Origin of the sequence: Massilia endophytica, assembly GCF_021165955.1 — a bacterium.
GTDB classification, from domain to species: Bacteria; Pseudomonadota; Gammaproteobacteria; order Burkholderiales; family Burkholderiaceae_D; genus Rugamonas; species Rugamonas endophytica.
In genome coordinates this window covers 1,968,172-1,980,819 of record NZ_CP088952.1, presented here as the reverse complement: position 1 = coordinate 1,980,819, position 12,648 = coordinate 1,968,172, and the positions used below count along the sequence as shown (strand labels likewise).

The 12,648-nt window shown below is 67.4% G+C and carries 10 protein-coding genes; 7 read left to right on the top strand and 3 right to left on the bottom strand.

What is annotated here, in order from left to right:
* The first annotated feature begins 1 nt into the window (after position 1).
* Both LSQ66_RS08905 and prsT read left to right on the top strand, forming a co-directional pair.
* Positions 2-913, top strand: a complete 912-nt coding sequence (locus LSQ66_RS08905; protein ID WP_231769419.1) for a phytanoyl-CoA dioxygenase family protein — start codon at positions 2-4, stop codon at positions 911-913.
* Positions 914-994: 81 nt separating this feature from the next.
* The gene (prsT, locus tag LSQ66_RS08900; RefSeq protein ID WP_231769418.1) at positions 995-3,736 is read left to right on the top strand and encodes an XrtA/PEP-CTERM system TPR-repeat protein PrsT; all 2,742 of its coding nucleotides are present in this window, start codon (positions 995-997) and stop codon (positions 3,734-3,736) included.
* Here the strand turns inward: prsT and LSQ66_RS08895 are convergent.
* Together LSQ66_RS08895 and LSQ66_RS08890 are read right to left on the bottom strand one after the other, a co-directional pair.
* Positions 3,733-5,355: an FAD-binding oxidoreductase gene (locus LSQ66_RS08895; protein ID WP_231769417.1), complete on the bottom strand. Its 1,623-nt coding sequence runs from the start codon at positions 5,353-5,355 to the stop codon at positions 3,733-3,735. The genes prsT and LSQ66_RS08895 overlap by 4 nt on opposite strands.
* A 1-nt stretch (position 5,356) precedes the next feature.
* Positions 5,357-6,103, bottom strand: coding sequence for an N-acyl amino acid synthase FeeM domain-containing protein (locus LSQ66_RS08890; RefSeq protein ID WP_231769416.1), 747 nt, complete (start codon positions 6,101-6,103; stop codon positions 5,357-5,359).
* 217 nt (positions 6,104-6,320) lie between these two features.
* Between LSQ66_RS08890 and LSQ66_RS08885 the strand changes: the two genes are divergently transcribed.
* The 5 genes from LSQ66_RS08885 to LSQ66_RS08865 all read left to right on the top strand — a co-directional run bounded on the left by LSQ66_RS08885 (position 6,321) and on the right by LSQ66_RS08865 (position 11,632).
* Complete coding sequence (locus LSQ66_RS08885) at positions 6,321-7,262, top strand: EDSAP-1 family PEP-CTERM protein (protein ID WP_231769415.1); 942 nt, start codon at positions 6,321-6,323, stop codon at positions 7,260-7,262.
* A gap of 233 nt (positions 7,263-7,495) precedes the next feature.
* Positions 7,496-8,455: an EDSAP-1 family PEP-CTERM protein gene (locus LSQ66_RS08880; protein WP_231769414.1), complete on the top strand. Its 960-nt coding sequence runs from the start codon at positions 7,496-7,498 to the stop codon at positions 8,453-8,455.
* A gap of 68 nt (positions 8,456-8,523) precedes the next feature.
* On the top strand, positions 8,524-10,050 hold the full coding sequence (locus tag LSQ66_RS08875; protein WP_231769413.1) for an XrtA system polysaccharide chain length determinant: 1,527 nt from the start codon (positions 8,524-8,526) through the stop codon (positions 10,048-10,050).
* A 5-nt stretch (positions 10,051-10,055) separates the two neighbouring features.
* Positions 10,056-10,835, top strand: a complete 780-nt coding sequence (locus tag LSQ66_RS08870) for an XrtA-associated tyrosine autokinase (protein ID WP_231769412.1) — start codon at positions 10,056-10,058, stop codon at positions 10,833-10,835.
* Positions 10,836-10,843: 8 nt separating this feature from the next.
* Positions 10,844-11,632, top strand: coding sequence for a class I SAM-dependent methyltransferase (locus LSQ66_RS08865; protein ID WP_231769411.1), 789 nt, complete (start codon positions 10,844-10,846; stop codon positions 11,630-11,632).
* On the opposite strand, the gene LSQ66_RS08860 is transcribed toward LSQ66_RS08865, so the two are convergent.
* Positions 11,581-12,645 carry a glycosyltransferase gene (locus LSQ66_RS08860; protein WP_231769410.1) on the bottom strand — a complete coding sequence of 355 codons (1,065 nt, stop codon included), beginning with the start codon at positions 12,643-12,645 and terminating at the stop codon, positions 11,581-11,583. The two genes, LSQ66_RS08865 and LSQ66_RS08860, sit on opposite strands and share 52 nt — an antisense overlap.
* Between the last annotated feature and the right edge of the window lie 3 nt (positions 12,646-12,648).

The following is a 12,648-nucleotide window of genomic DNA, read 5'->3' as shown; positions in this document are numbered from 1 at the left end:
AGTGGAGCAATGGCCGGTACTGGAACGCTTCTGGGCCAGGGTGCTGGACCCCGGCTTCGATGCGGCGCTCGCGAACTGGAACGAGGAGACCGGGGCGCTGAACGGCATGGGCATCGCGACGGAATCCGCGCTGCAATTCCTCTACGGCCGGAAACCGGACCTGGACGCTTACCGGCAATGGCTGCAGGAGCACCGCAGGGACAGCCGCCGGTCCCGTTTCGCGCCCGCCGACGTGCTGTCCGCGGACGAACTGGCCTTCTGGGACGCCAATGGCTATCTCCTGCTGAAGCGGGCTGTGCCCGCCCAGCTGTGTGCCGACGTGCGGGACGCCATGTGGACGCTTCTCGGGGCGAGTGCGGACGATTCCGCCTCCTGGTACAGGCCGCACGAATGCAGGCGCGGAGCAATGCTGAATCTCTTCGACCATCCCGCCCTCGAAGCGGTGCGCGGCTCGGAGTACATCTACCAGGCTTGCCGCCAACTGTATGGCAGCAGCGCCATCCACGGGACCGTGGACAAGACGGGTTTCACGCCTCCCGAGAAGGATGACTTCCACTTCATGGGCAGCCCCCTGCATTGGGACACGAGCCTGGCCCTGCCCATCCCCTTCCGCCTGCAAGGCATGCTGTACCTGACCGACTGCGCTGCGCATGAAGGGGCCTTCCATTGCGTGCCCGGTTTCCACCACCGCATCGGCGCCTGGCTTGCCTCCCTCCCGCCGGACGCCGACCCGCGCGAGCTCGCGCCCCGCCTTCTGGAGGCGCAAGCCGTTGCAGGCGAAGCGGGCGACTTCCTGATCTGGCGTTCCGAGCTGCCCCATTGCGGCACCCCCAACCATGGCCGCGCCCCGCGCATGGTGCAGTACCTCACTTATCTGCCCGATGCGGCCGATGAGCGGGCGGAGTGGCGCTAGTCTTCCGCCTCTTGAGGCCGATCAACAGGCCTCCCCGGCAATTTTCCTACGCTGGCAGTTCCGCCCGCTTTGGAGACCGCCATGTCCTACCGCACCGTCCTTGGCACCCTGCCCCTCCTGCTGCTGCTCGCCGCCTGCCATCGCGAAGCCCCTGCCGACGACCTGCTGGCCGATGCGCGCCGCTACCGCGCCCAGGGCGACCACCGCGCCGCCATCATCCAGCTCAAGAACGTTCTGCAGCAGCGTCCCAAGGATGCGGCAACGCGGCGCATGCTGGGCGAGGTCTATCTGGATGCGGGCGATGCGCTGTCCGCCGAAAAGGAACTGCGCCGTGCACGCGAACTCGGCGTGCCGCGCGAGGAGCTGATGGGCGCGCTGGGCAAGGCGCTGCTGATGCAGGGCCAGTTCCAGCGCGTGCTCGATGAAGTGGCGGTGGAACAGCGCAGCGCCGCCTCGCTGGCCCTGCGCGCGAATGCCCTGATGGGCTTGAAGCGCTTCGACGAGGCGGCCCGCCTGTTCGGCGAAGCCCTGCGCCTGGACGCTGGCAACGCCGAAGCCCGGCTGGGCATGGCGCGCGTGGCCATGGTGCAGGAGCAGCCGGACGCCGCCCTCCAGCGCGTGGAAGAAGCCATTGCGCGCAACCCGAAGGACGCCGATTCCCTGCGCCTGAAGGGCGACCTGCTGCGCGCGCAGGGACAGATGGATGCCGCGCGCGCCAGCTACGAAAGCATCCTGCAGCAGAACCCGAACAATGTGCAGGCCCATATCGACATCGCCAACCTGCTGACGCAGGCGGGAAAATTCGACGAGGCGAAGGAACGCATCGGCCTGGCGCGTTCGATCCAGGGCAGCTCCCTCCTGGTCTACTACGCCCAGGCCCTGCTGGACTTCCGCCAGGGGCGGCTGAAGCAGGCGCAGGAGCAATTGGCCCTGGTGCTGAAAGCCGCGCCCGAACACCTGCCCAGCGTGCTGCTGGCAGGCGCCGTCGATCTGGCCCTCGGCTCGCTCACCACGGCGGAAACCCACCTGCGCAAGTTCATCGAGGGTAATCCCGGCCATCTCTATGCGGGCAAGCTGCTCGCTTCGGCGCTGCTGCGCTCGAACCGCCTGCAGGAGGCCGACCACCAGGTGCAAGCCCTGCTCAAGACGGCTCCGGAGGACGTGGAGCTGCTGGCGGTGGCGGGCGAGATCGCCATGCGCAAGCGCGAGTTCAAGCAGGCGGCCGACTACTTCCAGCAAGCCAGCTCCCTCAAGCCCGAGGCGCAGGACCTGCGCCTGGCGCACGGCATCAGCCGCCTGGGGCTGGGTGAAACGCCGCGGGCGATCGCCGAACTGGAGCATGCGATCGGCGTCAACGGCAGCGCCTCGCGCGCGGGCGTGCTGCTGGTGCTGACCCAGATGCGCAACAAGGAATTCAAGAAGGCGCTCGAATCGGTGGACGCCATGATCGCCCACGGCGACAACCCCTTGCTGCAGAACCTGCGGGGCGGCGTCCTGCTGGCCAGCGGCGACGTCGTGGCCGCCCGCGCAGGCTTTACGCGGGCACTGGAGCTCGATCCGCTGCACCTTCCCGCCCTCGACAACCTGGCGCAGCTCGACATGCTGGAGAAGGAGCCGGAGGCGGCCCGCCAGCGCTACGAAGCGGCCCTGGCGCGCGACAAGGGCAATGTCCAGATCATGACCGCCCTGGCGCGCATTGCCACAGCCGAAGGCAAGGGCCCTGCCGCCGCGCAGTGGCTGGAGCGCGCCACGAAGGCCCAGCCCGAGAACGTGCCTGCCGCCGTCCTGCTCGGCAACTACTACCTGCGCACGGGCGAGAAGCAGAAGGCGCTGGTGCTGGCGCAAAAGCTGCACGCCACCAATCCCGGCAACGCCGAAGCCCTGGCCCTGCTGGCGCAGGCGGAGTCCGACAACGGCAAGACCGAAGCAGCCCTCGAAAGCTACGGCAAGCTGGCTGCCATGCAGCCTGCTTCCGCCCTGCCCGGACTGCGGATGGCGTCCCTGCACCTGATCCAGAGCCGCCAGCCCGAGGCCATCGAAGACCTGCGCAAGGCCCTGCGGGCCGAACCCGGGAACGACGACGCGACCATCCTCCTGAGCAAGGTGCTGATCGACCAGGGCGCGCTGAACGAAGCGGCTGCCCTGGCGCTGGCTGTGCAGAAGCGGCCGGGCGGCGCCGCCCTGGGCGCCAAGCTGGAGGGCGATGTCCTGATGGCGCAGCAGAAGCCGGCCGAAGCTGCCGCCCGCTACAAGCAGGGGCTCTCGCTGGCGCCCAGCGGCCCCATGGCGATCGCCTTGCACCAGGCGCAGCAGGCTTCCGGCAACACGTCCGAAGCGTCCAAGGGCCTGCAGCATTGGCTGGCGGAGCATCCCGCCGACCTGCCGACGCGCACTTACTACGCCAGCGCCCTGCTGACGGCCGGCGCCGTGAAGGAGGCCAGCGAGCAGTACGCCGAGATCGTGAAGCGCGACCCCGGGAACGTCATTGCGCTCAACGACCTGGCCTGGTGCTATGCCCAGCTCAAGGACGAGCGCGCCCTGGACCACGCGCAGCGCGCCCACAAGCTGGCTCCCGCCAACCCCGCCGTGGCCGACACGCTGGCGGCCGTGCTGCTGGAGCGCGGCGACGCCGCCGGCGCCGTCCCCCTGTTGAAGAAGGCCCTCCTGCGGGCGCCGGCCGCGGGCGACATTCGCCTGCGCCTGGCCCAGGCGCTGGCGAAGACGGGCGACCGCAAGGCGGCGCGCGAACAGTGCCAGCAGCTGCTCGCCCTGCCCGGCTACAAGCGGCAGGACGAAGTGCGGGCCCTGATGGCCAGGCTCTAAGCCTTGATTCCCCGGCCGTCGTAGCGGCCGGGGGCGATGAGGCCCTGCGGGTCCAGTGCCGCCTTGAGCCGGGCGACCGTTTGCCAGTAGCTGTCCCCTCCCCTGTCCAGCCTGGCCATCGACTGCAGGCCCACGCGGTAGGGAATGTAGCCCGCCTGCATGATGGCTTCGAAGAGTTCGCTGTAACAGGCGCGGGCGCGCTCCACCTCCTCCGCATCCTCCTTATCGTAGGCCACGGTGAGCACGCCGCCCAAGGCGCGTTCATTGATCATGCTGAAGGTCACGAAGAGATCGAAACCGTGCTTGTGGAAGATGGGCTCGGCCAGCCGGTGCAGGCGCAGCAGGTCGTCGCCCCGCATGGGAAGGATGGGCGAGACCCAGAGCATGCCGCAGTTGTCCTGGGCCGGATTGGCATGCTCGGGAAAGTCCGGCGGCAGGCCTGCGCGGCGGCGCCAGTAGGCGCCTGCGAGGAAGCGGCCGTTGGGTACGCCCCGGTTCATCTCGAACAGGGAACGTCCCAGCTGCACATTGGCGCGCAGCTTGCGCCCGGCTGTAGTGTTCCCGAGCAACTTGCCGACGCGGCCGGCCAGGTCGAGCTTGCCTTCGTCGAGGAAGCGCAGGCTGGCGCGGGTGGGCCGCAAGGCCTTGCGCAGGGCCGCGCGGGCGGCCGCCACCTGGGCCTTGCTGCCGTACAGCGCGCCGGACACGGTCCAGGCGCCGATGCCCGCGGCCGCCCGCATCTCGCGCCGCAAGGCCTGCGGCAGGGGCAGCGCGCCGCCTGCCTTGTCGCGCGGGTACACGGCGCCGCCCGAGATCACGCGCATGTCGTTGCCGATATGGAGGATGCTGCGCAAGGTGCCATCCATGCGCAGGGGACGCAGGGCGTCGACGACGGGCGCAATGTCCTCGTGTTCCGCTACGCCGCAGAGGAAATGGTTGAGCGCTTCGGTTTTCGGCATCAGCCACAGGCCGAGCGAGGTCACGATGCCGAAGCTCGATTGCGTGAAGAGGCCATCAAGGTAAGGCCCGATGCCATAGGGAAAAACGCGCTGGTTGACGGCGCCGGGGAAATGGCCGAAGCCCGTATCCAGCACTTCGCCGCTGGCCAGTACGATGCGCATGCCCGCCACGTTGGCGAAGCGGTTGCCGTAGGGCGAGTGGCCGAAGCCCCGTTCCAGGATATTGCCCATCAGGCTGGTGTCCGGCCCGGCCCCGGTGCTGTCCATCCACATGGGCAGGCCGTGCTCGCGCAGGTAGGCGGAAAGCTGGCCCTGGGTTACGCCGGGTTCGATGACGACGTAGGCCAGCTCGGCGCTTGCCTCCAGGATGCGGTTCATGCCGCCCAGGTCCACGATAACCTGGCCGTCGCTCGGCGCGCAGGCGTCGCCGTAGCCCCAGTTACGCCCCGTGCTGATGGGGTACAGGGGCGTGCCGTGGGCGGCGGCGATGCGCACCAGTTCCTGCACTTCCGGCGTGCTGCGCGGCCGCAGCACGGCCAGGGGCCGCGTGCTGCACGAGGAGGTGCTGGCGGCGTAGCGGTGCAGGGTGGCAGCGTCGTCCAGCACGCGTTCGTCGCCCAGCAGGCTGCGCCAGGCCCGCAGGGCTTCGGCGGCCGCCATCTCAGTCCCTTCCCTGGATCAGGCGGGTGGTGATGCCGGGCTCGTCCCTCAAGGGAAAGAAATAGGGATAGAAGGAACGTTCGTTGCCCTGGCTCTCCATCTGGCCTCCGTATTTGCGGATCTGCTCGCCCATATGGTTCAGGTCCAGGCGCAGCAGCACGGCCGGGGCGCCGACCCGGGTGCACTGGCGCTGGCCGCCGAAGTCCTGGAAGCCCAGCATGCGCTTGTAGAAGGCGACGTGGCGCGGATTGACCTCGATGACGTAGTCGGTATAGCCGTGGATGTTGTGGGCGTAGATGTAGGAAATGTGGATGAGGGCAGCGAACACGCGCTTGGTGACGTCCTTGTCGATCGCCAGCCGGGACGGTTCGCACAGGCGGCGGCCCTGGGCCCGCAGTTCGTCCAGCTTGTCCCGGTAGTTCTCGTCCGCCGGCAGGCCCAGCTGCGGGTCGTCCAGGCAGAGCGACATGGTCCCGACGGTGACTCCGGCGGTTTCCGCATACAGCGTAATGCGGTTCATGACGTGGCTCGTATCGGCTTCGACATCGTAGCCACGCCATCCGTACATTTTCCTCAGGAGCAGGCTGGCGGCTTCGCGCCTGCCTTCGTTGCTGGCCATCCGTATATGGAAGACCTGCGTATCGATCGGGTGGGTATGGGAGTCGGTTTCAGGTGCTTCACGAATAACCAGGTCCCGCAGAGCTCCGGCTGCTTCAAAGGAAATGATGGCGTCGTCGAATGGCTGCACGTTTTCTCCTTGCTGTGGTTGGTGTATGCAGATTCGACCCCTATGGCTGAGTGAAGTTCCGCAAATGTCGGAGTTTTTGTCATTTCTCAGGCCGGGCCCGGCCGCGTTTTGGCAAGGCATTGATTTCAAAGCAGTTTTTTTTGATGGCACATTTGCTGCTCAAAAGAGGCCATCGGCGCCAAACCGGTGACCGAAAATCCTCTTTTGGGAGTAAGCCATGAACCTCATCAAGAAAAGCCTGATGGTCACGGCGGCTGCCGCCGCCATGGGGCTGGCGGCCATGGGCAGCGCCCGGGCTGACACTTTCGCCTCCGCCATTCTGGACATCAACAACTTCCGCCTCCTGCATTCCAGCGGCGTTGCCTTCAGCACTGCGGACTTTTCCACCCTGCAAGGCACCAACGATGCCCATGCCACGGCCGGGTTGAACGGCGTGTTCTCGAACGGCGCCTCGTCGCTGGGCATCCTGAGCGGCACCACCCCCGATGTGGCCCACCAATGCGTCGGCGCCTGCTTCCCGCTGGCCGAGAATAACTTCACCCCCTTCGCCAGCCCGCCCCCGTCCCCGGGCAACTTCGGCTATGCCGACCAGCGCCTGACCGGCTCCTCGATCTCGATCGGCGGCGGCCCAGTTGGCGCCCACGCCCAAACCCGCGCCGATGCCGCGACGCTGATGAACATGCAGGATGCCTCGGGCAACTCGGACGTGGGCACCTCGACCACTTTCCAGTTCGCGCTGGGTGCCTCGGACACCATGACGATCGCCTTCGATGCCACGCCCTTTACCCAGGCCTGGGTGTCGGCCGGCGCCGGCCAGACCTCGAACGCGAATGCCCGCCTGTCCTGGAGCATCAACATCGTGGACCTGAGCACCGGCCTGTCCGTCTTCAGCTTTGCACCGGACGAGCTGAATGGCTTGAGCGTGGTCAGCCGTACTGACGCTGCGCCCGGCACCACCGAGTACAACGCCGCCCTGACCATGTTCTCCTTCTCGGAAGTGACGCCGCTGCTGTCGGCCGGCACCACCTACCAGATCACGATCCAGCACAACACGCTGGCCAATGCCCTGCAGCAGGAAGTGCCTGAACCGGGCACCCTGGCCATCGTGGCAGCCGGCCTGCTGAGCATGTCGCTGGTCAGCCGCCGCCGTAAAACCTGAACCGGTCCTCTCCCGTCGTCACTTTGCGGCGTGCCGTCACTCGCTCGACGGTACGCCGTTTTTTTCTCCGCCCGCGCGGCCGTAACTGTCGGCATTCTTTCCATCCGTTCAGGCGGGGCTGGCATGACCTGCGCAAGTCTTTGATTATTTGATGATTTTTCTCTGGCATGTTTGCTGCTTCATACGAAGCATCGGCACTGACCGGTGTCCGACAACTCTTTGGGGAGTACGCCATGCACCCGATCAAAAAATGCCTGATGGTCGCGGCGGCCGCCGCCCTGGGGCTGGCCGTCGTGGGCAGCGCCCGGGCCGACACCTTTGCCTCCGCCATTCTGGACATCAACAACTTCCGCCTCCTGCATTCGAACGGCACGGCCTTCAGCACCAGCAACTTCGCGGCCCTGCAGGGCACGAACGACGCCCATGCCACCGCCGCCCTGAACGGCGTGTTCTCGAACGGCTCCTCCTCGCTGGGTATTCTGGCCGGAGCACCGGACGTCGCCCGCCAGTGTGTGGGCACCCCCTGCTTCCCGCTGCCCAGCAACAACTTCACGCCCTTTGCGAGCCCGCCTCCGGCTCCGGGCAACTTCGGCTATGCCGACCAGCGCCTGCAAGGCTCGTCGATCTCCATCAACGGCGCCCCCGCCGGGGCCCACGCCCAGACCCGGGCGGACGCGGCGACCCAGATGAACATGCAGGACGCGTCCGGCAACTCGGACGTGGGCACGTCGACCACCTTCCGTTTTGCGCTGGGCGCGTCGGACACCATGACGGTCGCCTTCAACGCCACGCCCTATACCCAGGCCTGGGTGTCGGCTGGCGCGGGCCAGAGCTCGAACGCCAATGCCCGCCTGTCCTGGAGCATCAACATTGTGAACCTGAGCACCGGACTGTCCGTCTTCAGCTTCGCCCCGGCCGAACTGAACGGCTTGAGCGTGGTCAGCCGTACCGACGCTGCGCCCGGCACCACCTCGTACAACGCGGCCCTGACCACCTTCTCCTTCTCGCAGGTGACGCCGTTGCTGACTGCCGGCACCACTTACCAGATCACCATCCAGCACAACACCCTGGCCAATGCCCGGCAACAGGAAGTGCCTGAACCGGGCACCCTGGCGATTGTGGCGGCAGGTTTGCTGGGCATGCGGCTGGCGAGCCGCCGCTCTTTGATCTGCCACAAGGCCCTTGCGGGTTAGCGTGGAACCAAACGAGCCGATCCATATAATCGGCTCAGATGCACCACACGGAAGCAGAGAGGCCGGAAATGGAAGACATCGTCAAGCAGGTACTCTCCAGCCTGAAAGGCATCTGGCAGTACCGTTGGTATGCGGTGGTGGTGATGTGGCTGGTGGCCACCCTGGGCTGGATCAAGGTGCTGCTGCTGCCGGACGACTACCAGACCACCGCCCGCGTCTTTGTGGACACGCAGAGCATCCTCAAGCCTCTGCTGTCGGGCATGACCTCCGTGCCCAATATCGAGCAGCAGGTGGCCATCATGAGCCGCACCCTGCTGAGCCGCCCGAACCTGGAGCGCGTAATGCGCATGGTGGACATGGACGTGGCCGCCACGACGCCGCGCGAGCACGAGCAGGCGGTCGACGAGCTGATGCAGAAGATCCGCATCGGCGGCACGGCCAATTACGACATCTACACCATCAGCTACAGCCACAACAACCCCACCATGGTGCGCGACGTGGTGCAGGCCCTGCTCACCATCTTCGTGGAGGGCAGCTTCAAGGGCAAGCGCGGCGATTCCGAGAAGGCCGTGCAGTTCATCGACGAGCAGATCAAGACCTACGAGGAAAAGCTGCTGCAGGCCGAGAACACGGTGAAGGAGTTCAAGCTCAAGAACAATTTCCTGCTCCCGCGCCAGGGCATCGACTACGGCTCCCAGGTGCTCATTTCGAGCGACGCCCTGAACAACGCCCGGCTGGAGCTGCGCGAACTGGAGCAGGCGCGCGCGGCCATCAACGCCCAGATCAGCGGCGACGAGCCGATCCTGGGCGGGGAGGCGGGCCCGGCCGCCATCGACAACCCCGAGCTCGACGGCCGCATCTCGGCCCTGAACAAGAACCTGGACGCCCTGCTGCTGCAGTACACCGAGCAGCACCCCGACATCATCTCTACCCGGCGCCTGATCGCCATCCTGGAGGAGCGCAAGGTGCAGGAGGCCAAGACCAGGGCCGCCAACCCCGACCCGGGCAGGAATTACAGCCCCATGCTGCAGCAGCTCAAGGTGGCGCTGGCCGAGGCGGACGCCAAGGTGGCCGCCGCCCGCGCCCGCGTGGCCGAGCTGGGCGACCGCCACGCCCGCCTGCTGGCCCAGAGCCAGGCCGTGCCGGAGATCGAATCCCAGCTGGCGCAACTCAACCGCGACTACGAGATCAACAAGGAAAACTACGAAAAGCTGATCAGCAAGCGCGAGGCGGCCAAACTCTCGGGTGACCTCTCTTCCACCACGGAAATGATGAGTTTCAAGATCATCGATCCGCCTACGGTCCCACTGCGCCCCATCGGTCCCAACCGGCCCCTGCTGTTCAGCCTGGTTCTGGCTGTCGCCATGGGCGCGGGCGCCGCCACGGCATTGCTCATCAGCCAGGTCCGGCCCACCTACCGCAGCCCGGCCGAACTGCGTGAAGCGACCGGGCTGCGCGTGCTGGGCGGGGTGTCCATGAACTGGACGGCATCGGAGAAAGTGAAGCGCCTGCGCGGGCAGGTCGGTTTCAGCGCGGGCGTTGCGGGGCTGCTGATGTCCTATGGCGGCGTGATGGCCTTTACCATGTTGCGGTGACCACTATGATGCCTTACGACGACCTGCCCCCGCACAGCGAACCCGTGCTGGTGGGCCCCGATGCCCAGTTCGGCGAGATCAACCTGGCCCGGCTGCAGCAGCTGGGCATGGTGACCCACATGGGCGGGCGCACCGGGGTGGCCGAGGACTTCCGCCTCATCAAGCGCCCTCTCCTGCGCACGGCGCGCGGCCAGGACGGCCCCTCCCTGCGGCACGGCAACCTGATCGTGGTCACCAGCGCCCTGCCCGGCGAAGGCAAGACGTACTGCGCCATCAACCTCGCCATGAGCATGGCCATGGAGCGCGACACCACCGTGCTGCTGGTGGATGCCGACGTGGCCCGGCCCTCGGTGCTCAACGTGCTGGGCCTGCCCCCGCGTGCCGGTCTCATGGACGTGCTGCTGGACGACGACCTCGACCTCTCGGACGTGATCCTGAAAACCAATGTGCCTGCGCTCAGCATCCTTCCCGCAGGCCGCAGCAACCGCCACGCCACCGAGCTCCTGGCCAGCCGCAGCATGTGCCGCCTGCTGGACGACATCGCCGAGCGCTATCCCGACCGTATCGTGATCTTCGATTCCCCGCCCCTGCTGATCACCACCGAGGCGAGCGTGCTGGCCACGCAGATGGGCCAGGTGGTCATGGTCGTGGAAGCGGGCCGTACCACGCACGGGGCCGTGAAGGAGTCGCTGCGCCTGATCGAGTCCTGCCGCCATGTGAACCTGATCTGCAACAAGTCCGCGGGCACCAGCGCGGGCTCCGATTACTACAGCTATTTCGAATAGGGCCCGCCATGCTGCCCCTTGCCACTTTCTCGCTGGCCGTGATCGCCTGCCTGCTGTCGGCCTACACCCTGCACAAGGTGCGCCTGATCCACCTGCTCCTGCACGACGTGCGGGACCAGGGCCGCAGCGACAATGCGGGCCTCTTCCGCCAGCTGGAGGCCCTGCAGGCGCTGTATGCGGAGCTCAGGCTGGAGCGCAGCCTGCCCGCCACGCGCGGCTGGGCCGCCTCGCCGGACTTCCTGCTGGAGCTGGCCCGCCATGCCCTCAGCGAGCAGCCCAAGGTGGTGGTGGAGTGCAGCAGCGGCACCTCGACCCTGGTGCTGGCGCGCTGCATGCAACTGAACGGAAGCGGCAAGGTCTACAGCCTGGAGCACGATCCCCACTATGCCAAGGAGACCCGGCGCGAACTGCTGCGCCACGGCCTGTCGGCCTGGGCCGAAGTGATCGACAGCGCCCTCACCGCGCAGGAATTCCGCAACGCCACCTGGCCCTGGTACGACACGGCAGGCCTGCCCCCGGCCCCTATCGACATGATCGCCATCGACGGCCCGCCGCAGGCCACGCGCAGGCTGGCGCGCTATCCGGCCGGCCCCGCGCTGTTCGCCCGGCTGGCGCCCAATGCCGCCGTCTTCCTGGACGACGCGCGCCGCCCGGACGAACAGGCCATCTTGCGGCGCTGGGCCGAGGAGTACCCTGAGCTGCACCAGCAGCTCCTGAACTGCGAAAAGGGCGCCGCCATGCTGCGCTACCGTCCCGAGACCGCCCGCCGCAACTCCCCCCTGAGCAGCGCGGCGTAGCAGTCCGCCATCTCTCCCGCCACCTTCGGCCAGCTGTAGCGCGCGACAAGCTGGCGTACCTGCTGCCTCTCCGGGGGCGCGGCCAGCACGGCGCGCAGGGCCCGCGCCAATCCCTCCTGGTCATCCCAGCGCACCGTTTGCACGGCGATGCCCGCGCCATCGATGGCCAGCGCGCTTTCCCGGGTCATCACCACGGGCGTGCCCGCGGCCATTGCTTCGAGCACGGTGAGGGGGAAGACCTCGCCCCGGCTGGGCAAGGCCAGTACCGAGGCCGCGGCATAGGCGCCCGCCAGCAGCGGCGACTCGTGCAGCAGTCCGCCCAGCAGGCGCACCCACGGCAGGCGCTGCAGCGCTTGCAGATAGAGCTCGTCGCTGCGCGCCGCCCGGCCGATCAGCACCAGGGGCACACCGAGCTCCTTCATCGCCTGCGCAAGGCCCAGCTGGTTCTTGTAAGGGCTGATGGCGCCTACCATCAGCACGAATGCGCCGTCGATGCCCGTCTGCTGGCGGAAGGGGCGCGGGTCCGCCTCGAAGAAGCGCGGCGCAATCCCGTTGGGGATGATGCGTATCCGCTCTGCCCCGATCCCGAAACCACCGGCAATGGCCGCCTGTTCGGCCGGGCCAAGGGCGATGAGCAGGTCCGCCAGCTCCAGCGCGCGCCGCATCTGGGCATAGCTGGTCTGCACCTGCCAGCCGGTAAGGCGCCCGGCGCAGCGCTCTGCGAGCCGGGCACGCAGGCCTGCGGTGCGGTCCCAGCCTGGCGAGACCAGGGGTGACAGCACGACTGGCACGCCCGCTTCCTGCGCCGTTTCGACCAGCCGGTGGTTTCCGTTGATGGCCGAGAAAACATGGATCAGGTCATAGCTTGCAAGCGGCTCGCTGCGCACATCGACCAGCTGCACCGACAGGGACTGGGGCAAGGCATTCAGGGCCGCGATGGTCTCCCTGACCTGCACCTGCAGCCCGCCGTCGCGCTGGAAGAGCATGGGATAGGACAGCACGCCGATGCGCATGGT

Bases quoted from the DNA above. Each gene is read 5' to 3' on its own strand.
- prsT (WP_231769418.1), top strand. From the start codon at position 995: ATGTCCTACCGCACCGTCCTTGGCACCCTGCCCCTCCTGCTGCTGCTC.
- LSQ66_RS08895 (WP_231769417.1), bottom strand. From the start codon at position 5,355: ATGGCGGCCGCCGAAGCCCTGCGGGCCTGGCGCAGCCTGCTGGGCGAC.
- LSQ66_RS08885 (WP_231769415.1), top strand. From the start codon at position 6,321: ATGAACCTCATCAAGAAAAGCCTGATGGTCACGGCGGCTGCCGCCGCC.
- LSQ66_RS08880 (WP_231769414.1), top strand. From the start codon at position 7,496: ATGCACCCGATCAAAAAATGCCTGATGGTCGCGGCGGCCGCCGCCCTG.
- LSQ66_RS08875 (WP_231769413.1), top strand. From the start codon at position 8,524: ATGGAAGACATCGTCAAGCAGGTACTCTCCAGCCTGAAAGGCATCTGG.
- LSQ66_RS08870 (WP_231769412.1), top strand. From the start codon at position 10,056: ATGATGCCTTACGACGACCTGCCCCCGCACAGCGAACCCGTGCTGGTG.
- LSQ66_RS08865 (WP_231769411.1), top strand. From the start codon at position 10,844: ATGCTGCCCCTTGCCACTTTCTCGCTGGCCGTGATCGCCTGCCTGCTG.
- LSQ66_RS08860 (WP_231769410.1), bottom strand. From the start codon at position 12,645: ATGCGCATCGGCGTGCTGTCCTATCCCATGCTCTTCCAGCGCGACGGC.